General features: G+C 70.6%; 22 protein-coding genes. 12 read left to right on the plus strand and 10 right to left on the minus strand.

The window, feature by feature from the left end; genetic code table 11:
* Positions 1-2 precede the first annotated feature (2 nt).
* The 4 genes from ACQPY4_RS03525 to ACQPY4_RS03540 form a co-directional block, all read right to left on the minus strand.
* The gene (locus ACQPY4_RS03525) at positions 3-1,400 is read right to left on the minus strand and encodes a prolyl oligopeptidase family serine peptidase (protein WP_433332332.1); all 1,398 of its coding nucleotides are present in this window, start codon (positions 1,398-1,400) and stop codon (positions 3-5) included.
* Between the two features lie 133 nt (positions 1,401-1,533).
* Positions 1,534-2,589 carry a hypothetical protein gene (locus ACQPY4_RS03530; RefSeq protein WP_433332334.1) on the minus strand — a complete coding sequence of 352 codons (1,056 nt, stop codon included), beginning with the start codon at positions 2,587-2,589 and terminating at the stop codon, positions 1,534-1,536.
* Between the two features lie 160 nt (positions 2,590-2,749).
* Complete coding sequence (locus ACQPY4_RS03535; RefSeq protein ID WP_433332336.1) at positions 2,750-4,249, minus strand: non-canonical purine NTP pyrophosphatase; 1,500 nt, start codon at positions 4,247-4,249, stop codon at positions 2,750-2,752.
* Positions 4,234-5,196, minus strand: coding sequence for a beta-ribofuranosylaminobenzene 5'-phosphate synthase family protein (locus ACQPY4_RS03540; RefSeq protein ID WP_433332338.1), 963 nt, complete (start codon positions 5,194-5,196; stop codon positions 4,234-4,236). The genes ACQPY4_RS03535 and ACQPY4_RS03540 overlap by 16 nt, the downstream gene beginning before the upstream one ends.
* 220 nt (positions 5,197-5,416) lie before the next feature.
* On the opposite strand from ACQPY4_RS03540, the gene ACQPY4_RS03545 reads away from it, so the two are divergent.
* The 8 genes from ACQPY4_RS03545 (at position 5,417) to ACQPY4_RS03580 (ending at position 13,668) form a co-directional block, all read left to right on the plus strand.
* Positions 5,417-6,127 (plus strand): Crp/Fnr family transcriptional regulator, encoded by a 711-nt coding sequence (locus ACQPY4_RS03545; RefSeq protein WP_433332340.1) that lies wholly within the window; start codon positions 5,417-5,419, stop codon positions 6,125-6,127.
* A gap of 14 nt (positions 6,128-6,141) precedes the next feature.
* The gene (locus tag ACQPY4_RS03550) at positions 6,142-6,795 is read left to right on the plus strand and encodes a hypothetical protein (protein ID WP_433332342.1); all 654 of its coding nucleotides are present in this window, start codon (positions 6,142-6,144) and stop codon (positions 6,793-6,795) included.
* A gap of 81 nt (positions 6,796-6,876) precedes the next feature.
* Positions 6,877-7,773, plus strand: a complete 897-nt coding sequence (locus ACQPY4_RS03555; RefSeq protein WP_433332344.1) for an alpha/beta hydrolase — start codon at positions 6,877-6,879, stop codon at positions 7,771-7,773.
* A gap of 34 nt (positions 7,774-7,807) precedes the next feature.
* A complete protein-coding gene (locus ACQPY4_RS03560) occupies positions 7,808-9,037 on the plus strand; it encodes a serine hydrolase domain-containing protein (protein WP_433332346.1) in 1,230 nt (409 codons plus the stop codon).
* A gap of 70 nt (positions 9,038-9,107) precedes the next feature.
* Positions 9,108-9,905, plus strand: a complete 798-nt coding sequence (locus ACQPY4_RS03565; RefSeq protein ID WP_433332348.1) for a VOC family protein — start codon at positions 9,108-9,110, stop codon at positions 9,903-9,905.
* 161 nt (positions 9,906-10,066) lie between these two features.
* Positions 10,067-11,443, plus strand: coding sequence for a carbohydrate-binding protein (locus ACQPY4_RS03570; protein WP_433332350.1), 1,377 nt, complete (start codon positions 10,067-10,069; stop codon positions 11,441-11,443).
* Between the two features lie 115 nt (positions 11,444-11,558).
* Positions 11,559-12,758 (plus strand): amidohydrolase family protein, encoded by a 1,200-nt coding sequence (locus ACQPY4_RS03575; protein ID WP_433332352.1) that lies wholly within the window; start codon positions 11,559-11,561, stop codon positions 12,756-12,758.
* A 262-nt stretch (positions 12,759-13,020) separates the two neighbouring features.
* Positions 13,021-13,668, plus strand: coding sequence for a DUF4360 domain-containing protein (locus tag ACQPY4_RS03580; protein WP_433332354.1), 648 nt, complete (start codon positions 13,021-13,023; stop codon positions 13,666-13,668).
* Between the two features lie 62 nt (positions 13,669-13,730).
* Here ACQPY4_RS03580 and ACQPY4_RS03585 read toward each other — a convergent pair whose 3' ends face one another.
* Positions 13,731-14,123, minus strand: a complete 393-nt coding sequence (locus ACQPY4_RS03585; RefSeq protein ID WP_433332356.1) for a cupin domain-containing protein — start codon at positions 14,121-14,123, stop codon at positions 13,731-13,733.
* Between ACQPY4_RS03585 and ACQPY4_RS03590 the strand changes: the two genes are divergently transcribed.
* The 3 genes from ACQPY4_RS03590 (at position 14,122) to ACQPY4_RS03600 (ending at position 18,098) form a co-directional block, all read left to right on the plus strand.
* On the plus strand, positions 14,122-15,078 hold the full coding sequence (locus ACQPY4_RS03590) for a helix-turn-helix domain-containing protein (RefSeq protein WP_433332358.1): 957 nt from the start codon (positions 14,122-14,124) through the stop codon (positions 15,076-15,078). The genes ACQPY4_RS03585 and ACQPY4_RS03590 overlap by 2 nt on opposite strands.
* A 111-nt stretch (positions 15,079-15,189) precedes the next feature.
* Positions 15,190-16,743 carry an FAD-dependent monooxygenase gene (locus ACQPY4_RS03595; RefSeq protein ID WP_433332360.1) on the plus strand — a complete coding sequence of 518 codons (1,554 nt, stop codon included), beginning with the start codon at positions 15,190-15,192 and terminating at the stop codon, positions 16,741-16,743.
* A 185-nt stretch (positions 16,744-16,928) separates the two neighbouring features.
* Positions 16,929-18,098, plus strand: coding sequence for a phospholipase D-like domain-containing protein (locus tag ACQPY4_RS03600; RefSeq protein ID WP_433332362.1), 1,170 nt, complete (start codon positions 16,929-16,931; stop codon positions 18,096-18,098).
* A 15-nt stretch (positions 18,099-18,113) separates the two neighbouring features.
* Here the strand turns inward: ACQPY4_RS03600 and ACQPY4_RS03605 are convergent, their stop codons facing one another.
* From ACQPY4_RS03605 to ACQPY4_RS03625, 5 genes are read right to left on the minus strand one after another with little or no spacing between them, the layout of a single operon-like run.
* On the minus strand, positions 18,114-19,130 hold the full coding sequence (locus ACQPY4_RS03605) for an amidohydrolase family protein (protein ID WP_433332364.1): 1,017 nt from the start codon (positions 19,128-19,130) through the stop codon (positions 18,114-18,116).
* Positions 19,131-19,934, minus strand: coding sequence for an ABC transporter permease (locus tag ACQPY4_RS03610; RefSeq protein WP_433332366.1), 804 nt, complete (start codon positions 19,932-19,934; stop codon positions 19,131-19,133). It lies immediately after the preceding gene.
* Complete coding sequence (locus tag ACQPY4_RS03615) at positions 19,931-20,725, minus strand: ABC transporter ATP-binding protein (protein WP_433332368.1); 795 nt, start codon at positions 20,723-20,725, stop codon at positions 19,931-19,933. Before ACQPY4_RS03615 ends, ACQPY4_RS03610 begins: the two co-directional genes overlap by 4 nt.
* On the minus strand, positions 20,722-21,594 hold the full coding sequence (locus ACQPY4_RS03620; RefSeq protein ID WP_433332370.1) for an ABC transporter permease: 873 nt from the start codon (positions 21,592-21,594) through the stop codon (positions 20,722-20,724). The genes ACQPY4_RS03615 and ACQPY4_RS03620 overlap by 4 nt, the downstream gene beginning before the upstream one ends.
* Positions 21,591-22,577, minus strand: coding sequence for an ABC transporter substrate-binding protein (locus ACQPY4_RS03625; RefSeq protein ID WP_433332372.1), 987 nt, complete (start codon positions 22,575-22,577; stop codon positions 21,591-21,593). Before ACQPY4_RS03625 ends, ACQPY4_RS03620 begins: the two co-directional genes overlap by 4 nt.
* A 194-nt stretch (positions 22,578-22,771) precedes the next feature.
* Between ACQPY4_RS03625 and ACQPY4_RS03630 the strand changes: the two genes are divergently transcribed.
* A complete protein-coding gene (locus ACQPY4_RS03630) occupies positions 22,772-23,779 on the plus strand; it encodes a LacI family DNA-binding transcriptional regulator (RefSeq protein WP_433332374.1) in 1,008 nt (335 codons plus the stop codon).
* Positions 23,780-23,846 lie beyond the last annotated feature (67 nt).

Here is a 23,846-nt window from a genome sequence, read left to right on the forward strand (position 1 = left end):
CCTCAGCGCGAGGGGCGCATGGGGAAGCCCGGGCTGAAGGCGGTGAAGGCGGGCTTCGCGACCTTCTGCTCCTCGCTCAGGAAGTTGACCGGGATCTGGTACGGCTCCGGGTAGGCGGCGGCCAGCTTGTTGAGGCGTGCGGGGCTCATGCTGGGCCACCGGCCGGTGTCGAGCCGCTCGATCAGGTTGCGTATCGCGACGATCTCCTCGGCGGCCGTGAAGGCGCAGTGGCTGCCGCGGTCGACGTAGGTCTGGCGCAGCTTGGACGGGGAGCCGTTCTTCCTGACCTGGCTCGCGTACCAGCGCTGACCGTAGGCGGGGGCGCCGCCGTCACCGGTGTTGTGGATGGCCATGACCGGGGAGGGCGTGGTGCCGCGCGCGACTCCGTAGCGGAACAGGTACGGGACGGCCGCCGGGTCCGCGGCGATGCGCGGCGCGTCGGCCAGCCGCTTGAGGTCGTCCTTCACCGCGATGCCCGCCCGCCGGTACGCCAGGGCGACCAGGGTCTTCTGCCCGGAGCGCGCCAGCTGCCGCCCGTAGTCGACGCCGACGTTCCAGGACGGGTTGCCGCCCGCGCGCCGCACGATGTCCGAGCGTCCGATGGGACCGTTGCCCAAGGTGTAGGCGCCCTGCACCCACATCGCCTGCTGACGGATCTTCTCCGCGAGCTCGGTCGGCTTCGCGTCGTAGACCGAGTACCAGGCCGGAACGTTGCCGAGCGACCCCACCAGCGCCAGCCGGGCCCGGCCCTCGGGCGTCTTCAGAGCCCGGTCGATCGCGTTCGACAGCGCCAGCGCGCTGGCCGCCGGGTCCTTCGGGCGGACCAGATCGATGTCCTCGCCCGGCGCGAGCAGCGTCTTGACGGCGAAGTTGAGGTCGAGCGCGGTGTTCATGTAGCCGCTGAAGTCGAAGGACGCGCAGATGGCCGTCACCCCGGCGAACCGCTTCGGGTTCCGCTCGCTCAGCAGCATGGAGACGATGCCGCCCATCGACTGGCCGGACGTCACCGTCCGCCGCGGCTTCCCGACCTTCTTGCCGAACCAGTCCAGCAGCGCGATCTGGTCGGTGAGGGCGGGCTCGACCGCGTAGCCGTACTTGCCCTTGTAGTCGGACGCCGCCAGCGCGTACCCGTGGTCGAGCAGCCATTCGGCGGTCTGGGGGTGGTTCGACAACGCCACGTCGTCACCCGGGACAGTGAAGCCCTCGGGGTAGTAACCGTGGCTGAAGAGCACCAGCGTCCGGTTCCACTTCTTCGGCACGACGACCCGGTAGGTCGCTCCGTCGATCTGTCCCCGGTAGGTCGTGCGCTCGTCCGGGGCGGCGGCCGCGACCCCGACGCTCTGCGCGCCCAGCACGGCTCCCGCCACCAGCGTCCCGAGCCACCTCTTCCACCTGACCATCGATCCGTCCTCCTTGAGCAGCCTGTTTTAGTCAACGCCGATACAGACCGGGGCCGCCGCGAAAACTCATCGCCCGTACGCGAACGCCCCGGTCCGCCGCCATGGCGGCGGACCGGGGCGTCACCGCCAGAGGTCAGCGCGTCGCGAAAAAGGCGCCGTCGGTGGCGTTTCCACCGTCGGTGTATCCGTAACCGACCCCGAGCATCGACGTGGTGCCGGGGACATTCGCGATGTCTTGGTAGGCGCCGTCATAGCCGTTCAGCTGCGGCGGCTGGACCTTTGTCCACTTTCCCGCGCGGTAGTGGAAGAGCGCGTTGGCGCCGCGCATCCAGAGCCCGCCCTGGCCGTCCTTGCGCACGTCGTACAGGCCGGAGAAGTACCTACCCGGGACGGCGGCCTTGCTCCATTTCTTGCCGTTCCAGTGAAGCACCACCGGCTTGTCCGATTCATCGGGGTCATGGGATTGCCGAATGCCCACGGCCCAGACGTTGTTCGGCGACGGCGCGACCACGCTCGTCAGCGAGGTCTCGATGCCCCAATTGCCGGGCGGGAAATGCGGGGTCGGAACCTGCTTCCACTGCTTTCCGTTCCAGCGCAGGGCCAGCGGCTGGCCCTTGGCCACGCCGACCGCCCAGCCCGACGCGGCCGAGGTCAGCTCGATGTCGGCCACCGTGCCAGGCGTGTGGACCGGCTTCCACACCTTGCCGTTCCAGCGGTGCAGCTCGCTGCGGTACAGGTCGGACACCCAGGCGTGGGTGGGCGACACCGTGGCGGCGGCGGCGACCCGGACGCCACCGGGAATCGTCTTCTTCGCCCACTTCTTGCCGTCCCAGTGCAGCGTCTGGGTCGGCTCGTCGTTCACCGACGCGAACGCCCACACGTTCTTGTCGGACGAGGCGGCCAGATTCTCGTAATACTGATACTGCCCCGGCTTCCTGATCACCGCGGGCGCCTTGACCAGGCGCCACTTGGCGCCGTCCCAGCGCCCCAGCGTCAGCTGGCCGTCGCTTTTGTGGCCGAGGGCCCAGGCACCGCGCCGCCCGGTCACGGAAACGGCGGCGAGCTTGTCCGGCTCCTTGATCCCGGTGACCTGGCTGACCTTCCATGACCGGACTTTCGCGGCGGGTGCCGCCTCCGCGGGAAGACTTCCAAGACCCGCCAGCAATACTCCGGCGGTCACCGCGCTCAAGGCCGCAGACTTATGCATCCATTCCCTCCAGAAAGCCCCCGTCGACCCGCTGGCCGATCACCAGAGAAGACGCCCTAAATCAATCCGTCGTTTACCGTTAAGACAGAAAACCACGGAAAGAAATCTCATGATCACTCTATGTTCGCCCAGTGCCGGGGAATCAGTTTCCGGAGGGGCGGTGGAGGATGTGGTGGAGGGTGGCGCCTCGGGGGGTCAGGCCTTGGGGGGTGATGAGGTGGGGGTGGCGGCGGGTCAGCCATTCGGTGGGGGGCGGGTCCGTCCAGGTGGGGCTTTTGTGGCCGGAGGCGTGGCAGAGGGCGGACGTCAGGCGGGGGCGGAGGACGGCGTCGCGGCGGGTCGTTCCCCGGGAGAGGGAGGCCAGCATTCTGTTGAGCCGTTCCAGGAGGCTTTCCAGTGACTTGGCGTTGACGATCCGCCAGTCGGAGACGGCGCGGGCGTAGGGGAGCGCGCCGAAGGCGATGTCGCGCTGGACGAGGGTGCGATAGTCGAGCCGGAGGGTGTCGCCGTCGTCCCTGGCCCGGTCGAGGTAGCGGTACATGGCCTTGCGCTCGCCGACGTCGATGTGGACGACCCGGCAGGGCCTGCGCTGCTTGTCGGCGTGATCCATGAGGGCGGCGAGGCCCTCGACTGTGCGGACCCCCGTATAGACGACCGGGGCGTGGTCGGGGAGAAGGCCGTTCTCGACGGCGTGCTCCTCGACCGCTCCGTATCCGGCCGTCTCGAAGAGGGTCTGCGCCAGGTCCGCCTTGATGACGCCCTCGCAGCCGTGCGCGGCGGCGGCTTCCAGCAGGATGGAGCTCGACTCCACGTGCCGGAAGCCGTGGTGCAGGCGCAGGTGGCGGCCGACGGTCGTCTTGCCCGCGCCGGGACGTCCCACCACGATCAGGACGAGGTCGTCGCGGGCCTCGGGGGCCGTGTGCGCCGGGTCCGCGGCCCCGGTGGGCTCGGCGGTCACGCAGTGGGACGGCATGTTCAGCACGGCCGAGTACTCGTCGAGCCGCCGCCCGAGTTCGCGCAGCGCCTTGATGCGGAAGTCGAACCGCAGCGACTCCTCGTAGCTCATCGCGCCCAGCGCGCGGGAGGCGCCGTCGGGACGGAACCAGCCGCTGAAGTCGCGCGACTCCAGCCAGGGATAGAGCGGGTTGAGCCGTGGCGGGGCGGGCGTGCGCAGGACCTCGCCCGCCACCTCGCCGTGGAAGTGGACGAACTCGTCCGCGCCGGGAACGTGCAGGGCGAGGTCGGACTTGACGACGGCCCGCCGTCCCCGGCCGCGCCGGTCGAGTTCCGCCGACAGTTCCTCGTGGCTCGTCTCCAGATACCACTCCTTGGCCCGCTGCCCCGGGTAGTCGTCGTCCGGCGAGCTCAGCGCCTCGACCCGCACGGTGGTGTCCTCGACGAACACCAGGATCGGCTTGCGGGTGCGGGTGAGCACCTCTTCCAGGGCGTGCCGCAGCAACTGGTGCTGCGGTCTGCCGTAGGGCTCCTCGTAGGCCCTGGCCAGATACTCCACCTGCTCGACGCGATAGCCAAGGGAGTCAAGGAAGAGCCGCGCCTGGATCAGCTTGGCGGAGCTGGACGTCGCGAAATAGAGCGGGCCCGCCTTCACCCGGGGCCCCGGTGTGCTCAGAGGGGGACGCATTCGTGGCCCTCATTCCTGAACGGGAAGGGCCCGAAGACGCGGACGCCCTCGGCGGGCTCGAACGCGCCCTTCTCGTGGATCGCGAAGAGCATCGGGCCCATGCTGCTCAGCCCGCAGGCGATGCCGGGGTCGCGCCGGAGCTCGGCGAGCAGGTCGCGCACCGGGGCGGGCTGGCCGGCGATCTCGGCGCGCTTGAACCCGCGTCCCTGGAACTCCCGGAGCGCGGCCGAGAACAGGGGCAGATCCGTCTCCAGGACGGCGGGCAGCAGCCCGTGGTAGAGCTCGGCGATCATCGCGAGGGTGTCGTCCGGGCTGACCGGGGTGTTCCGCCGGAAGAACGCGACCTCCCGCGCGCCGTGCACGGTGGGCGCCCCGTCGTGCAGCAGGAGGCTCACCCGCCAGTCGTCCGGCAGGGGCAGCGCCAGGAGCTTGCGCGACGGGGCCGGACGCGGGTTGGCCGACGACGGCAGGTACGCGTGCCGGCCGGGTTCGCGGGGCTGGCCGACGTCCACCCCGAGGCCGCCGGAGAAGAAGGTGTTGACGCCCGCGCCCGACGTCCTGCCCCGGCCGCTGAGCCGCTGGAGCTCGGCGTCGCGCGGCGCGTACCCGCGGATCGCGGCCAGGCCCCGCAGCGCGCACAGGACGGCGGTCGTGGTCGACCCCAGCCCCACATGGTCGGGCGGGGCCTCGTGGACGTCGATGCGGCAGCGGACGTCCCAGCCCGCCCTCCCGGCCGCGTCCAGCGCCTTCTCGATCGCCGTCCGGGCCGAGGACGAGAGCCCCGGCGACCCGATCTCCGTGCCCGCCGCGTCCCGGACGGTCAGCACCGTCGGGAGTCCGTCCACGGCCATCCCGGCGCCCCCGTAGGCGCGGCGGGTGGCCTCCGACAGGTCGATCAGGCCGAGATGGAGCCGAGGGAATCCGGTGATCCGATACGCGTCCGCCATCGCCTCACTCCCTGTGGCCCCGCTGGCGCCCTCCCCGGAAGCTCTATCGCGCGGTGAGCGGGGGTCTCCGGGTCATATGACACAAAGCCCGGCGGAGGTAAGGGCACTATCGCGGCGGGGTTAGCCGCATGCCAGATTTATCGCTAATCCGTTCCGGGGCCCCGGCACACACTGGAAGCACGACGGGGAAGTCCCGTCCTCACCGATCCCGGACGTGAACATGACAGTGCTTGAACAGAACCGAGGCCCAGACAACGGCTGGCCCGCGGGGAGCCTGCTGGAGATGCTGTCGCCGGACAGCCGTGCGGCCCTGCTCGGGCTGGGCGTCGCCCGCACCGTCGGCGACGGCGAGATCCTGATCCGTGAGCTGGACGGCTCCACGCACGTCATCCTGCTCTCCCGGGCGATCGTCAAGATCACGGCAAGCCTGGAGAACGGGCGCACCGCCCTGCTCGGGATCAAGCTGAGCGGTGACGTGGTCGGCGAGATGGCGGCGCTGAGCGGCGATCCCCGCTGTGCCACGGTGACCGTTTGCGGCAGCGGGCAGATCCGCGTGATCTCCAAGGAGGAGTTCCGCCGCTACCTGGAGCGGCACACCGACGCCCATCTGGCGCTGACCCGCATGATCATGCACCGGCTGCGCTGGGCCGACCAGCGCCGGGTCGACTTCAACGGGTACTCGGTGCTGATCCGGCTGGCCCGGGTGCTGGACGAGCTGGCCCGCACCTACGGCCGGGCCGGCGAGAAGGGCCTGGCGCTTGAGGTCAGCCTCACCCAGCGCGAGCTGGGCGCCCTGGTCGGCGCGCAGGAGGGCACGGCGCGCGAGGAGCTCGGCAAGCTCAAGGAGCAGGGCGTCATCCAGATCGGCTACCGACGTCTCACCGTCCTGGACCAGAAGCTGCTCAACAAGATCGCCTACGAGCAAGAGTGAGCCGGGGAGACGCGTTGACCGAGCATGGCGAGCTCATCTACGGGCTCACGGTGGCAGTCGACATCGAGAACTTCAGCAAGCTCGACACCCTCGACCAGTACGCGGCGCAGAGCGCGCTGGGCGAGGTGCTCGACACCGCGTCAGGCCGCGCGGGGCTGGACAGGGAGACGTGGTACCGCCAGGTCCGGGGGGACGGCGAGCTCGCGGTCCTCCCCGCCGACACCGACGTGGCCTGGGTGGTCGCGCGGTTGCCGCACGAGCTCGGCGGCGTCCTTTCCGAGCTGCGCACCGCGGGTTCCTGGCCGCGCCTGCGCCTGCGGCTCGCGATGCACCACGGCACGCTGACGCGGGGGCGCTTCGGCCCGGTCGGGCAGGCCCCCATCGTCGTCAGCCGCCTCCTGGACGCCCGCGCCGTCCGTCGCGCCCTGGCCGGGACGGCGGACCGCGACCTCGTGCTCGTGGTGTCGTCCACCCTCTTCCACGAGGTCGTGAAGACCCGCTTCTACGGCATGGATCCCACCCTGTTCGCGTCATTCCGGGTGACGGCGAAGGGCGCCACGTACCTGGCCCACGTCACGACCGAACCCGTGTTCTCCCACTCGATGGGGCCGCTCGGCGAGGAGCCGCCGCCCACGTCCCTGAACAACCGGCTTCTGGAGACCACATAGCGCCGATCGGCGCGCGATCCACCGGACGCGCCCGACGGATGGCGGATGAACTCGGCGGTGGCGACCGTGAGGATGGTCGTCATGGATCCCGAACTGGAAGCGTTCATCCCGCTGTTCCCGCGGGCCGACCTGACGGACCCGATCCCCGATCGCGCGAAGCTGGCCGAGCTGGCCGCCGCGATACCGGAGCCGGACGTCTCGGGGCTGGAGGTCGAGGACCGCACGGTGCCGGGCGATCCGGACGTGGCGGTGCGGATCTACCGCCCGCACGAGGCGCGGGGCGCCATCGTCTGGCTGCACGGCGGCGGCTGGGTCATGGGCGATCTGAACACCGAGCACCCGTGGGCCGCCCGGATCGCCGAGGGCTCGGGCGTGATGGTGATCTCGGTGGCCTACCGGCTGGCTCCCGAGAACCCCTTCCCGGCGGCGCTGGACGACGCCTACACCGTCCTGACCTGGGCGTCCGAGCACGCAGGGGAACTGGGGATCGACCCGGAGCGGATCGCGGTCGGGGGCCACAGCGCGGGCGGCTGCCTGGCGGCCGGGGCGGCGCTGCGGGCCCGCGACGAGCAGGGCCCGCCGATCCGCTACCAGCTGCTCAACCAGCCCGCGCTCGATGACCGGCAGCGGACGTTCTCGGCGCGCACCTTCACCGACACCCCGTGGATGAACCGCGACAAGATCACCGCGGCGTGGGGGCACTACCTGGGCTCCGCGGCCCCGACGCCTTACGCCGCCCCCGCGCGGGCCGACGACCTGTCCGGTCTGCCGCCCGCGTACATCGCCTCGGCCGAGCTGTGCCCGAACCGGGACGAGGACATCGCCTACGCGCTGCGCCTGCTGGAGGCGGGCGTGCCGGTCGAGCTGCACCATTGGCCCGGCACCTTCCACGGCTCCCAGGCGATCCTGTCCGCCGACATCTCGCAGCGGCAGAACGCCGAGCTCATGGCGGCGCTCCGCCGCGCCCTGGCCGAATGAGGGACTTCCCGTTGATCATGAGAGGACGACCGCAGTGAGGATTCGACTGGTGGCCTGCGCGAGCGCGGCCGTGCTGAGCGTCGGCGCGGGCCTGGCGGCGGTGGGTTCCGCCCCAGAGGAGCGGAAGGTCGCGCCCGTCGGAGGCGCGAGCGGCGTCGACCCCGGGGAGCTGAAGTCCGGTCTGGACGCCCTCCACCGCGCGGGGACGCCCGGCGTCTACGCCGAGGTGCGCGACGCCGGACGGACGTGGCGCGGCGCCTCGGGGGTCGCCGACGTCAGGACCGGCCGTCCCGTCACGCCCGGCATGCTCCAGCGCGTCGGCAGCGTCACCAAGACCTTCACCGCCACCGCCGTCCTGCGGGAGGTCGAGCGGGGCAGAATCGGGCTCGACACACCGATCGGCCACTATCTGCCGCGGCTGGTGCCTGGTGAGCGCGGGCAGAAGGTCACGGTGCGGATGCTGCTCAACCACACCAGCAAGTTCCCCGACTACCTCCGGTCCGCGTTCCCGTCCCTGCGGGGCTACCCCTCCGTGCCGGACATGTCGCCCAAGAGCCTGGACGACAACCGGCTCCGGACCTTCCGTCCGGCCGAGCTGATCAAGATGGGGCTCGACGCGCCTCCCGTCACGCCGCCCGGGGACCCCACCGGGGTGTACTCCAACACCAACTACCTGCTCCTCGGGCAGCTCCTGGAGAAGGTGTCCGGGTCCACGGCCGAGAAGTACATCACCCATAACGTGATCAGGCCCGCCGGGCTCCGGCACACCTACTTCCCGTCCGGGCCGCGGCTCAGGGGACCGCACCCGCGGATGTACGAGGAGATGCACGGCCTGCTCGCCCCGCCCCGCGACTACAGCGTCTACAACCCGTCCTGGCTGGGCACGGGCGCCGCGCTGGTCTCGACCATGGACGACCTCAACCGCTTCTACGCCAGGCTGCTCGCCGGCAAGGTCGTCGGGCCGTCCGCGCTGGAGCAGATGCGGCGCACGGTGCCGGTCTACAGCCTCACCGGGGAGAAGATCAACTACGGTCTCGGCCTCCACAAGGTGGAGATCCCCGGGTGCGGCACCTTCTGGGGGCACGACGGCTCGGTCTGGGGCGCCGAGACGCTCTCGTTCACCAGCGCCGACGGCGGGCGCCAGATGTCCCTCGCGATGAACCTCGCGCGCTGGACCAAGCTGGACGCCTCGGGCAAGCCGCTGCACCACCCCGTCAACGGCGCGCTGGCGGCCTTCAAGCAGTACGCGATGTGCGGAGACTGAACCGCCACCGGCGATGAGTTCCCAGCGTCCCGCGAGTCTCCACCTGGACGACCGTGACCTTGGAGGACGTATGGATTTCCCCATCGGGAGCATTTTGCTGGCCAGCGCCGACGCCGACCGCCTGCGGACCTGGTACGAGCGGGCCTTCGACCTGAAGGCGGACGGGGACGGCTTCCTGCGCTTCGGCGGCGTGGGCGTGCTCATCGACGGACGCGACGACGTGGCCGCGCGCACGGCGGAACCGGCGCGGGTGATCCTGAACCTGCACGTGAAGGACGCCCGCGCCGTGGCGGAGCGGCTCGACGAGCTGGAGGTGACCTGGGTCGCCGAGCTGGAGTACCGCGAGGAGGCGGGCGCGTGGTTCGCGACGCTGGCCGACCCGGACGGCAACCTCCTCCAGCTCATCGAGCTGACCCCCGACTACCTGCGGCTCCGGCGCGAGCGGCTGGGCCACGGGCACAGCGGTCTGCTGGGCGCCGCCGCCGTGGCCACCCGCCTCCCGGCGCAGGACCTGGAGCGGGCGAGGCGCTTCTACACCGAGAAGCTGGGGCTGGAGGTCGCCGAGGAACGTCCGGGCGGCCTGCGGTTCGAGTGCGGGGACGGGAGCTTCGCGGTCTTCCAGAGCACCGGTGCGTCGGCCGGAGAGTTCACCCAGATGGCCTGGAGCGTCGGCGACCTCGACGCCGTCGTCGCCGAGCTCCGGGGACGCGGCGTCGAGTTCGAGGAGATCGACGTCCCCGGCTTCCAGACCGTGGACGGGATCATCGAGGTCGAGGGCAACTATCCGTCCAAGGGGAGGGCCGAACGCGCCGCCTGGCTCCGCGACAGCGAGGGCAACCTCCTCGGGATCGGCCAGTCGGTTCCGTAGTGCGGCACGGCGTCCGGGAGGTCTTGCACGCTCGGGCGGGCGGAGTTAACATCCGGGAACAATTAGGAAACCTTCCTAATTGAGTGGCGGTCCGGGCCGAGGCCCGGCCGCCCGAGCGTCCCGAAACCACGCCCTCTCCCACCACTCCTGGAGCGTGTGCCGTGAGACCGTTCGTCGCTCTTCCCGCCTCTGTGATCCTCGTCCTGGCCGTCCTGGCTCCGACGTCCGCCGACGCCTCGGCGGCGCGGCCGGCCGGCGCCGTCGTGACCGCCGCCGCTTGGCAGGCGGGAACCGCCTACACCGCGGGCACCCGGGTGACACACAACGGTGTCGACTACGAATGCCTGCAATCCCACACGGCCCAGCCGGGATGGGAACCGCCGAGCACGGCCGCCCTGTGGAAGCCCGTCAGCGGCAACGGCGCGCCCGGTCAACCGGGCGCGGCCACCGCGACGGCGACCGCGTCCAGCATCACGCTGAGCTGGCAGCCCTCGAGCGGGACGGTCACCGGCTACCGCGTCTACGAAGGGACGGCGCAGAAGGCGCAGGTCACCGGCACCCAGGCCACCATCTCCGGGTTGGGCACCTGCCAGCGTCACGTCTATGTCATCAAGGCGTACAACGGTTCGGGCGAATCGGCCGGACGGGACGTGGCCGCCACGACCACCGGGTGCACCACGCCCAATCCCGGGATGAAGGCCGCCCCCTACCTCTACCTCGGCTGGGGCAACCCGCCGAGCCCGGCCACGGTGATGAACGCGACCGGCATCAAGTGGTTCACCATGGCGTTCATCCTGTCCGGCGGCGGCTGCACGCCGAGCTGGGACAGCCAGCGGCCCCTGCAGGGCGGCGTGGACGCGCAGACGATCGCGCAGATCCGGGCGGCGGGCGGTGACGTGATGCCGTCCATCGGCGGCTGGAGCGGCAACAAGCTCGGGCCGAACTGCGCCACACCGCAGGCGCTGGCCGCCGCCTACCAGCAGGTCATCGACGCCTACGGCCTCAAGGCCATCGACATCGACATCGAGAACACCGACGAGTTCGAGAACGCCGCCGTGCAGGACCGCATCCTGAACGCGCTGAAGATCGTCAAGCAGAACAACCCGGGGATCACCACGATCCTGACCTTCCCCACCCTGTCGAGCGGGCCCAACTCCTGGGGAACCCGGCTCATCAACCGGTCGGCGGAGCTCCAGGCCAACGTGGACGTCTTCACCATCATGCCGTTCAACTTCGGCGGCGGCTCCAACATGTACCAGGCCACGGTCAACTCGTCCGAGGGGCTGAAGAACGCGCTCAAGTCGGCCTTCTCCTGGTCTGACGCCACCGCCTACTCCCACATGGGGATCTCCGGCATGAACGGCCTGTCCGACCAGGGCGAGCCGACCAGCCCGGCCACCTGGACCCAGATCCGCGACTGGGCCAAGGGCAAGGGACTGGCCCGGTTCACGTTCTGGTCGGTCAACCGCGACCGGGCGGGCGGCAGCGGCGTCCCGCAGAGGGACTGGGAGTTCACCTCGATCACCGCGGGTTTCTGACCCGTCCGCCAGGGCGGCCGGCCCCGGTCGGCCGCCCTTTCTCCCGAGCACCAAATGACCGAATAAGTGACCTACGTCCCACCATGCCCGATAGTGGAGGCCGGAGGTGGGGCGCATGAACGAGACCGTGGTGCGCGGCGGGCGGGTCTGGCGGCCGGGACGAGCGCTGGAGGCCGCCGACGTCCTGATCAGGGACGGTGTGATCGTCGCCGTCGGGCCGGACGTGGGAACGGCCGACGCCGAGATCATCGACGTCCCCGGACAGCTGATCCTGCCGGGCCTGGTCGAGGCGCACTGCCATCTCGACAAGACGCTGTACGGCGGCCCGTGGGTGCCCCACTCCGCCGGTGAACCCCTCGCCGAGCGCATCGCCAACGACCGCGACCGGCGCGGTGAGCTGGGCATCCCTGACGTCGACCGCATCACCGCCCTGCTGGAACGGATGATCGCCTGCGGGACGTCCCACGTCCGCTCGCACACCGACGTCGACCCCGAGGTGGGGCTGCGCGGGATCGAGGCGGTCCGCGCCGCCGCCGACCGGCTGGACGGGCGCGTCACCGTCGAGCAGGTCGCGTTCCCGCAGCACGGGGTGCTGACGAACCCCGGCACCGCCGAGCTGCTGGAGGAGGCGCTGAAGAACGGCGTCGAGACGATCGGCGGCATCGACCCGGCCGGGTTCGACCGCGACCCCGTCGGCCAGCTGAACGTGATCTTCGGGCTGGCCGGACGGTACGGCGCCGGGATCGACATCCACCTGCACGACGGCGGGACGCTCGGCGCGTTCGAGTTCGAGCTGGTCATCGAGCGCACCGAGGCGGCCGGGCTGGGCGGCCGGGTCGCGATCAGCCACGGCTACGCCCTGCCGCAGATCGACGCCGCGCACCGCGAGCGCCTGGTCGAGCGGCTCGCCGCGGCCGGGGTGACGCTGGTGACCGGCGCGGTCTACGACTTCCCGGTGCCGCCGGTCAAGAAGCTGCGCGCCGCCGGGGCGAACGTCGCCTGCGGGCACGACGGCATCCGCGACCTGTGGGGCCCGTTCGGCAGCGGCGACATGCTGGAGCGCGCGATGCACCTGGCCTACCGCAACACCTTCCGGCGGGACGAGGACATCGAGCTGGCGCTGGAGGCCGCCACGCACGGCGGCGCCCGCCTGCTCGGCCTGCCCGCCTACGGCCTCGAGCCGGGGGCGCCCGCCGATCTCGTCGCCGTCCGCGCCGGGACGGCCGCCGAAGCCGTCGTCACCCACCCGCCCCGCGACCTGGTGCTCAAGAACGGCCGGACGATCGTCCAAAACGGCGTCCTCCTCCCCGGGTGACCAAGCCCATTTACCATTCAACAACCTGGCACGGTGAATGGACCGCGCCAATTCAAGGATCGGAACCTTCTGTTTAAAGTGGACGCCCCTTGAAAATCGAAGGTAAAAGTTGATTCAAGAATCCCGTTGACCGAGTTTATCGGCACGGTTATTCTGACGCCGAGATCCTGGATCGCCACTCATCGAGCGAATGCGTCAACCGGCCACGACGCAGGTCATTTCACCGCTCGATTCATCCCGCCCCACACAAGCAGGCGAAGCCATGCACAAGAGAACAACGATCACCGCCGCCATCGCCCTGGCCTTCGGCGCGTTGGCCGCCGCCCCGGCGAACGCCCAAACGCCGCCCGACGGACCGGACGGCATCACCATCGAGGTCGCCACCGTCAACGGATCGGGTTGCCCGAAGGGAACCGTCGCCGTGGCCGTCTCGCCCGACAAGGAGGCGTTCACCGTCACCTACAGCGACTATCTCGCTCGGGTCGGCGGCACCTCGGATCCGGTCGACTTCCGCAAGAACTGCCAGCTCAACCTGAAGGTGCACGTCCCGCAGGGATTCACCTACGCGATCGCGTCGGCCGACTACCGCGGATTCGCACATCTCCAGACCGGCGCCACCGGAGTAGAGAAGGCCAGCTACTACTTCCAGGGAATGTCGCAGACGACCTCGGCGACCCACACCCTGAAGGGCCCGCACTCCAACAACTGGCAGTTCACCGACAAGACCGAAGTCGCGCAACTGGTATGGAAACCGTGCGGCGAACAGCGCAACTTCAACGTCAACACGGAACTGCGCGTCAACGCCGGAACCTCGGACCCGGCCAAGACCAGTTTCATGACGATGGATTCCGTCGACGGCAGCATCAAGACCACCTACCACTTCGCATGGAAGGAATGCCCCAAGCCATAACCCGCCCATGAACGAGCCGGGTCGCACCCAAAGGGCTGCGACCCGGTCGGCGCACGCGTGCCTCAGCCTTCGGGATAAAAGACGAACAGGGTGCATCCCGTGGTCGTCTGCGGCACATGAGAGGACCCGGCCGGGGCATGGATGAAGGACCCGGCCGGGTAGTCCCGGACGCCGTCGTTGAAGACACCCGAAACCACGAAGACCTCCTCGGGGCCGGGCTCGTGCACGTCGACGCCCACCCAGCACGACTCCGGATCCATCTCCAGCACGTAAGCCTTCGCGCCGTCGCCACCGCTCCACAGCGACCGCGCCCGGATACCGGGGAAGAGCTCGCGAACGGGGGCGTCGCGCACAGCGGACCATTCATAGCCGTCAGTCGTCATGGAGCCAGCCTGCCGGCCACCGCGCACCGCGCCGAGTGTCACGAATGACATCCTGAGGTACTTTCCTGCCATGCATCGCGTGGTGGCCCTGGCCCGCCCCTTCCAGTCGACCTTCGAGCTGGGGTGCGCCGTGGAGGTCTTCGGGATCGAACGGCCCGGGCTCCCGTCCCGGTACACCTTCAGCGTGTGCGCGGAGCACCCGGGGGAGATCGCGACCCGCGCGGGCTACACCATGCTGGTCTCGCAGGGCCTGGACGCCTTCGAACGAGCCGACACCGTGATCGTCCCGGGCTGGCTGCCCACCGAGGAGGCGCCGTCGCCCGCCGTCCTCGAGGCCCTGCGCCGCGCGCACGCGGGCGGGACGCGCATGATCAGCATCTGCACCGGCGCCTTCGCGCTGGCCCACGCGGGCCTGCTGGACGGCCGGCGCGCGACCACGCACTGGGCCCGCGCGACGGAGCTGGCCGCGAGCTTCCCGGCCGTCCAGGTCGACGCGGACGTCCTCTACGTGGACAACGGCGACGTGGCCACCAGCGCCGGAGCCGGAGCCGGCATCGACCTGTGCCTGCACGTGCTCCGCACCGACCAGGGCGCCGGATACGCCGCGCACGTCGCCCGGAACATGGTCATGCCGCCGCACCGCGAGGGCGGCCAGCTCCAGTACGCGGCCCCGCCCCACCCCGCCCACATCGACGGCACGCTCGCCCCGCTCCTGGACTGGACGACCGCCCGCCTCGACAAGCCCCTGACCGTCGAGGACCTGGCCGCCCGAGCGGGCGTCTCGCCCCGCACCCTGGCGCGCCGCTTCGCCGACCAGCTCGGCGTCAGCCCGGGTCAGTGGCTGCTGGCGCAGCGGATCTCGGCGGCGCGGGAGCTGCTGGAATCGTCCGACCTGCCCGTCGAGGCCATCGCGCATCGCGTCGGCCTGTCGTCGGCCACCAACCTGCGCCGGCGTTTCGTCCGGGCCCTGGGCACAACACCAGGCGCCTACCGGCGGGCGTTCCGCTCCTCCACTTTCAAGGTATAGCGGGCAGGGGGCCTTGCGGCAAGGCCCCGGGTGTGCCGCACAATCGCTGGCCGAGGCCAGAACCTGCGGCGATGGGGGTAGTGAGTGCGTGAGGGACGTGGGGAGCGGCCGGTGACGGACGCCGATGTGATCGTGGTGGGGGCGGGCCCGGCCGGTCTGATGCTGGCCGCCGAGCTGCGGCTGGCGGGAGTGCGGCCGCTGGTGCTGGAGCGGCGTCCGCGGCTCGGGGAGGTTCCCAAGGCCAACGGCATCGGCGGGCAGATCCTGGAACTGCTGCGGTACCGGGGTCTGCTGGAGCGGTTGGAGGCCGCCGCTCACGGCCGGGTCCACCCGGCTCCCAGAATTCCGTTCGGCGAGGTGCATCTGGACTTCGCGCCGCTGGGGGAGTCGCCGTTGCGGGGGCTGACGCTTCCGCAACCGCGCCTTGAGCGTCTGCTCGCCGAGCGCGCCGTCGAACTCGGCGCGGAGATTCGCCGGGGGCACGAGCTCGTCGGGGTGGGCCAGGACGAGGACGGGGTGACCGCCGACGTCCACGGCCCGGACGGGACGTACCGCGTGACCGCCCGGTACCTGGTGGGCTGCGACGGCGGGCGCAGCCGGGTCCGCGAGCTGACCGGCATCCCGTTCCCCGGCACCACCTATCCCGAGGTCAACCGGCTCGGCCAGGTCACCGTGCCCGACTCGGTCACCAGCCTTCCCGACGGCGACCTCGACGTCCCCGGGGTGGGCAGGGTCCGGACCGGGCGCTTCACCCGGACCGACCGCGGCGTCTTCGGGTTCGGGCTGCTCACCCCGGAGGTGTGGCTCGTCTCCACCACCGAGGACGAGCTCAGTGAGCCCGACGACGACGCGCCGATGGCCCTGGCCGAGCTCCAGGAGAGCATCCGCCGCGTGCTCGGCGTGAGCTTCCCGCTGGGGGAGCCGATCCGGCTGTCGCGCTACCACTTCCAGGCCCGGCAGGCCGAACGGTACCGGGACGGGCGGATCCTGCTGGCCGGGGACGCGGCTCACCTGTTCCCCGCCACGGGCGTGGGGCTCAACGCGGGGATGCTCGACGCGGTCAACCTCGCCTGGAAGCTGGCCGCCCGCGTCCAGGGATGGGCGCCGGACGGCCTGCTGGAGACCTACCACGAGGAACGCCATCTCGCGGGCGCGCGCACGCTGCTCCACACGCAGGCCCAGGTGGCGCTCAGGCGCGGGCACGACCCCGCCGCCGAGGCGCTGCGGAAGGTCTTCCTGGAGCTGGTCGCCGACGAGCAGCCACTGCGCCGCATGGGCGCCCTCATCGCCGGTACCGACATCCGCTACCCGATGCCCCACCCGAACGGGCACGCGCTGACCGGCACCTTCGCGCCCGACCTCGTCCTGCGCACCGAGGAGGGGACGACCAGCGTCGCGGAACTGCTGCGCGGCGCGCGGCCCGTCCTCCTCGACCTCGCCGACCGTCCGGACGTCCGGGACACCGCCCGCGGCTGGCGGGACCGCGTCGACGTCCGGACGGCCGCGACCGACCACCGTCCGGCCGACGCCCTGCTGATCCGCCCGGACGCCCACATCGCCTGGGCCGCGACCGCGGACGAACCCGCCGGCCCCGCGCTGCGGGACGCGCTCGCGGAGTGGTTCGGCGCCCCGCTGGCGGCCCCGCTCGCGAGCCGCCTCTCCTGAGCCGCGCCGGGGTAGGGCGTCTCATCCCGTCTGCGAACTCGCAGGTCACGGGGCTGGGACGTCCCATCCCGCCGAGAGTCGTTGACGCGATGACGGACGTGGAGAAGGCTCTGGCCCGCCGGTCTCCGGCCAACCACCCCGCGCCACGCACCCCGCGCCATTCCACCGCAGAAGGGGAGACTCCCATGCGCCTCACGCGCACGCGTGCAGTGACCGTCGCCGGTGCCGCCGCGCTCGTCACCGCCATCGCGCTCGCGGACGCCTCGGCCGCGCCGCCGAGCCTGGTGTCCGACGCCTACTTCAACATTCCCGGCACCGGGACCGAGAACGAGCTGGTCGACCATCTCGTCAAGCTGATCGACGGGGCCGAGGAGAACTCGGTGATCATGGGGACGGCATACGTCTTCGATGACGCCAGGGTCACCAAGGCCCTGGTCGGCGCCGCCAAGGACCGGGACGTCAAGGTCCAGATCATCACCGACGCCAACGCCGTCGGCACTCCCGAATACCAGAAGCTCGAAGAGGGCCTGAAGGGCCAGGACGGGTCGTGGGTGAAGGGCTGCCCGCCCAGCGACAACTTCACCGAGACCTCCTGCCAGGGCAGCGGCTCCATGCACAACAAGTTCTTCCTGTTCTCCCACACCAAGGACGAGAAGGCCGTGGTGTCGACGTCCTCGGCGAACCTCGGCGCGGGATCGGTGTCCGGCACCTACAACAGCACCTACACCGACGTCGGCAACGTCGCCCTCTACACCCGGTTCGAGCGGTACTTCCAGGCGCTGCGGGCGGCCAGGACCAACCTGAGCTACTACCAGGACAACCCGCCGGAGAGCACCGGGAACACCAAGAGCTACTTCTACCCGCGGGCCGACGACCCGAAGGGCAACGCCGACACCGTCGTCAACACCCTCGACGAGGTGAAGTGCCCCGGCACCATCCGGGTGGGGATGTGGTCGATCAGCCGCACCGCCGCCGCCAAGGCCCTGCGCGCCAAGGCGACCGAGGGCTGCCAGATCGAGATCGTCGCCGATCGGATGTACGACGGCGCCTGCGACGCGCTGCTGTCGGGCGGCACCGGACGGGACCGCGTCGCGATCTACGGGTTCCGCGACGGCGTCTACATCCACCAGAAGAACATCATGATCGACGCCACGTACACCGGTGAGAAGCACAAGGTGGTGTTCACCGGCTCGGCGAACCTGAACACGCCCTCGCTGCGGCACAACGACGAGAACGTGATCCGGATCCAGGATCACGCCTCGGTCTACACCAAGTTCGTCGTCAACTTCGACTACCTCAGGGACGCCGCCGACTTCAAGGTCCGCAGCCCCGACGAATGCAAGGAGCTGATGTGAGCCGGGGGCCCGAGATCAGCTCGCGGCCTCACCGGACATTCCCATCAGGCGCAGGACGTTGAGGTGGTAGATCTGCTCGCGGTCGCCGTCGGACACGTCGAGGGCGTCGATGACGCGGATCGTCTCGCGGATGTACATGGGCCCGCCCTCGGGGTCGAAGGGGCAGTCGCTGCCGAACAGCACATGGTCGGCGCCGAAGAAGTCCAGGCCGCAGCGGGTGCCGATGGCCGAGCCCGACAGGGCGGTGTCGGCGTAGAAGCGGCGGAAGTAGTCCAGCGGCCGGCGCGGCAGCAGGTCGCTGTAGTCCACGTCGGCGGTGCGGCTGCCGAGCTGGTCGCTCCAGCCCAGCCCGATGCGGCCCTCCAGGAACGGGATCATGGCGCCCATGTGATGGGTGATGATCTTGATGTCGGGATGGCGCTCGAGCAGGCCGGAGAAGACCAGCCGGGCCATGGCGACGCTGGTCTCGTACGGCCAGCCGAGCGCCCACCAGATCTCGAACTTGGAGGTCTCCTCGGTGGCGTAGTCGGCGAACCCGGGGCCGCGGGCGGGGTGCATCCAGATGGGCAGGTCGCGCCGGGCCATCTCGTCGAACACCGGCCGGAACGCGGGGTCGTCCAGGGGGCGGCCGCTGACGTTGGTGAACACCTGGACGCCCCGCGCGCCGAGCTCGTCGATGGCCCGGGCGAGCTCGACCATGGCGGCGTCCGGGTCGTTCATCGGCAGGGACGCGACGAACGCCGGGAACCGGTCGGGGTACTTCTCGCACAGCTCCAGCATCGAGTCGTTGGCCAGCCGCGCCAGCGCCGGGGACTCGGACGGCCCCGCCAGCAGCTCGATCGGCGGCGAGGACAGCGTGAGGATCTGCTGGTAGTCCTCGCCGAACTCGTCCATGATCCGCAGCCGCGCGTCCACGTCGTGCAGCGCGGGCAGCTCCAGCCACCGCTTGAGCGCGCGGGGATCGACCGCCAGCTCCCGCATGCGTTCGAAGTAGGGGGCCGGCAGGATGTGACTGTAAGCGTCGACCTTCATTCAGTTTCCTCTCGTGGTCTTCGGAACCCAGCGGGTGATACGGCGGTCGACGGCCTGGACCAGTCCGACGGCGCCCAGCGCGACGGCGATGACGACCAGCAGGACGGCCAGCACCTCGGCGCTGTCGAACCGTCCGCCCGCCTCGGTGACGACATGGCCGAGCCCGACCACGGCGATGAACATCTCGCCGTTGATCATTCCGGTGACGGCGCGGCCGACGCCCAGCCGGACACCGGCCATGATCATGGGCGCGGCGGCCGGGAGCATGACGCGCAGCAGCACCTGCCCCTCGCTGGCGCCGTAGGACCGTGCCATCTCCACCAGGGGCGCCGGGACGGCCTGGATCGCCGACGCGGTGTTGATGACGATGACGAACATCGCGTACATGACCACCACGGCGATGATCGAGCCGCGGCCCGCTCCCAGCAGGGAGAAGAAGATCGGCGCGAAGACCAGCGACGGGGCGGTGAGCAGCGCGTAGACATAGATCCCGAGCGCGGCCTCGACCTTGCGGTAGCGGCCCATCGCGACGCCGACGGCGAGCCCGGCGACCAGCGAGATGGCGAAGCCGAAGGCGAGGTTGACCAGGCTGTCGGCCAGGCTGCCGAGGATCATCCCCTCGGAGGTGATGTCGACGAGCCGCTCCAGCACCGTGCTCAGCGGCGGGAAGAACGACACCCCGGCCAGATGCCCGATGAGTTCCCAGGCCGCCGCTCCGGCCGCCAGGCTCAGGGGGGCGGCGGGCAGGCGTCCCCAGCGCGGACGCGACCGCCGCGCGCCGGGGCGTTCGGCCACGGCGCTCATCCGGTCACCTCGGCGGGACGTTGCTCGGCGTGCATCTCGCGCAGCCGCTCCCACAGGTACGCGGTGATCTCGACATAGTGGCTGGAGCGTTCGAGGGCTCCGACGTCGCTGGAGCGCGGCCGCTGGAGCGGCACCGGGACGATCTCGGCGATGCGTCCGGGACGGGCGCTCATCAGCACGACGCGGTCGCCGAGCAGCACCGCCTCCTCCATGCTGTGCGTGATGAACACGACGGTCATCCGCTGCTTCTCCCAGATCGTCAGGAGCTCCTCCTGCAGCAGGCGCCGGGTCTGCTCGTCGACCGCGCCGAAGGGCTCGTCCATCAGCAGCACCCTCGGCCGGACGGCCAGGGCGCGGGCCAGGCCCACGCGTTGCTGCATGCCGCCCGACAGCTCGCCGGGACGCTTGGACTCGAACCCCTTGAGCCCCACCATCGTGATCAGCGAGCGGGAGCGCTCCTCGCGCTCGGCCCGGCCGACACCGCGCATCTTGAGCCCGAAGGCGACGTTGTCCAGCACCGTCGCCCACGGCAACAGCGCGAAGTTCTGGAACACCATGCTCCGGTCGGGACCCGGCCCGCGCACCGGCGTGCCGTCGACGCGGATGTCCCCGTCGTTCCAGGGGATGAGCCCCGCGATGGCCTTGAGGAGGGTCGTCTTCCCGCACCCGCTGGGGCCCAGGACGGTGAGGAACTCGTTCTCGGTGACGTCGAGGTCGACGTCGCGCAGCGCGTGGACGGTGTCGCCGTCCTGGCCGACGAATTTCTTGCTCAGCCCGCGGATTTCGATCACTGTGCGCTCCTTGCCCGGTTCGGCTGGGCCCATCGGGTCAGCCTGTGCTCGCACCACCGCGCGACGGAGATCAGCAGCAGCGCCTCCGCCAAAATGATCACGATGGTTCCGTACAGCTCCGCGGGCTGGAACAGCCCGCGGTACTCCAAGATCAGCCCGCCCAGCGCGGTGGACACCATGAGCAGCTCGACGATCACCATGCCGGTGACCGCGCGTCCCAGGCCCAGCCGGATGCCCGTCATGATCGCGGGCAGTGCGCCGGGCAGCAGGATCCGCGTCCAGATCACCCGCTCGCTCGCACCGAACGAGCGGGCCATCTCGATCAGCGACGGGTCCACCTGGCGGACCCCGGCGCGACTGTTCACCACCACCATCACGATCGAGAAGATCGCGACGAGGATGACGCGCGAGGCCAGCCCGAACCCCACCGACATCACCAGCAGCGGGATGATCGCTGCCATCGGGGTGACCAGCAGGATGTTGAGGTAGACGTCCGCGAAGCGCTCCAGCCAGCGGAACCGGCCGAGCACGATCCCGGCGGGCACGCCGAGGACGACCGCGACGGCGAAGCCGAGCACCAGCGCCTGGTTGCTGGCGTACATCGCCTTCCACAGCTCGGCGGTGCCCAGCAGCTCGACCGTCGCCTGGACCGTGTCGGTGAAGGTGGGGATGAGCAGCCCGCCACGCGCACGGGCGTACCACTCCCAGACTCCGGCGAACAGGACGAAGGTCAGCAGCTGGTACAGCGCGGCGCCGTCCATGATCCGCCGCAGCGGGCCGGGACGCCCCTCGGGCAGGGGACCGGTCCGGAAGCCGGACGTGCGGCGCGGTTCCCGGTGCGATGCCCGGCGCGTCGTCGTGGCGCTCATGACGCCGCCTTGAGGAAGGTCAGGTCGGCCGCGTCGCGCGCCTTCATGCCCGGCTCGATCACCCCGGCCTTGACGAAGAACTCGATGGTGCTCTGGACGTTGCGCTCGTTCAGCGCCCCGGCCTTGAACAGCCCCGCCTTGACGTACCGCTCGGCCACCTCGGCGACCTCGTCGGCGTCCTCCTCGGGCAGGTACTTGGTCACCAGCGCGACCAGGTGCTTCGGATCGGCGTTGATCTTGGCGTGCTCGTTCACCAGGGCGCTGACGAACTCCTGGGCCGCGCCCCGGTACGAGGCGAGGAAGTCGGAGTTGGCGTAGACGGTCTGCGGGCGCAGGTCGGGCAGGTCCTTGCCGAAGTCGACGAGCTGGGCGAACCGCCCGCCGCCGGTCGACTCCAGGGAGACCACATCGGAGATCTCCAGCGCCGTGGCGTCGATCTCGCCTGAGACGAGGGCGTGAGCGCGCACGTCCGAACCGCCGATGGTCAGGTACTCGGGCCGCTTGCCCGCGCCGCACTTGGCGGCCACCCACTCCTTGGTCATGGCCGTCGCCACCGCTCCCTTGCTGTAGATCCCGAATGGACGGCCGCGCAGGTCGTCACAGGAGGCGATCCCGCGCTTGCCGTAGATCGCCCACTGGTTGCCGACCGCGTCGGCGATGAGCTTGATGGGGGCCTTCTTCTGCATCGCGATCAGCGCCGGGCTCGTCGCCTCGGCCGAGATCGCGTAGTGGCCCTTGGCCAGCCCCTCGATCGCCAGCTCGGGCTCGGCCAGCTCGACGACCTTCACCCGGTGCCCCGCCCGGCGGACGGTGTCGATGGCCGCCAGGATCGGGACCGTGGTGATGTCCGGCTCGATGACCGCGACCGTGAACGACACCGTTCCGTCCGCGTTGGTGCGCGCGGCTCCACCGCCGCCGCACGCGGCCACGGTGAACAGGGCCGCCAGCGCGGCGATCCGTTTCAGATGTGTCCCGGCATGCATGGCTGCTCCTCCCGTGTCCCGGCCGAGGTCAGCGGCTAGGCAAACGTATTCCTTCCGTCGCATGTTAGTGAGCCGTGCCACGCCCTCGTCAAGGGTTACGGCCAGGTCAAGCGTCCGGTAATGGCCCGAATGGTTCGCTGACCTGGGCCGAGTCGTGCTACAAATAGGAAAACGTTCTCCTAAGGAGTCACCCGGTGAGTTCGCTCGTTGAGGTCGCGCGTGCGGCCGGTGTGTCGGTGTCCACCGCGTCGCGCGTGCTGAACGGCTCCAGCCACCCCATCTCGGCCAAGACCCGCGCCAAGGTCATCGCCGTCGCCGAGCAGCTGGGCTACTCGCCCAGCGCCCTGGCCCGCGCGCTGGTCTCCCGCAGCAGCCGCCTGATCGGCGTCCTGGTCAGCGACATCGTCAACCCGTACTTCTCGGTCATCGCCCGCGGTGTGGACGACGTGGCCAGCCGGGCCGGGTACGTCACCATGCTCTCCAACGTCGACCGGCGCACCACCACGGAGATCAACCGTCTCCAGACCATGCGCGACTACCGCGCCGCCGGGGTCGTCTTCGCCGGCAGCGGCCACGTCGACGACCCGCACGCGCCCGAGCTGGCCAAGGTGGTCGGGCAGGCGCGGGAGCAGGGCGTCCAGATCATGTCGCTCACCATGCGCGACCTGGGGTGCCCGGTCGTCACCGCCGACAGCAAGGCCGCCGCGTACGCCGTCACCGATCACCTGCTCTCGCTGGGCCACCGCCGGATCGCCTTCATCGACGGGCCGTCCGGCATGATCGCCTCCCGGGAGCGCCGCAACGGCTTCCTCGCCTGCATGGACGACGCCGGCCTCGCCACGTCCGCGAGCTGCCACCTCGGGGGCTTCGACTTCGAGGCCGGGCACACCGCCGCCATGCGGATGCTGGCCCATCCGCGGCTGCCCGACGCGATCCTGGCCGCCAACGACGAGGCCGCCGTCGGGGCCCTCAACGCCCTGCGGCAGGCGGGCATCGACGTGCCCGGACAGGTCTCCGTCGCCGGGATGGACGACCTCCGGGTCGCCCAGTTCGTCGGCCTGACCACGGTGAGCCTGCCCCTGTACGAGATGGGCGCGATGGCCGCCCGCCACATCATCGACGCCTCTCCCGACACCGAGACCGCCCCCCTCACCGTCCTGAGCCATCGCCTCATCCCCCGGGAGACCACGGGCCCCCGCTGACCGCCCACGCCCACGGGAAGCGCCTTCAGCCAGTCCCTAGGGTGATTGCCGCCATTGAGCCTCTGGC

Origin of the sequence: Spirillospora sp. CA-294931 (assembly GCF_050946795.1) — a bacterium.
Lineage (GTDB): Bacteria > Actinomycetota > Actinomycetes > Streptosporangiales > Streptosporangiaceae > Spirillospora.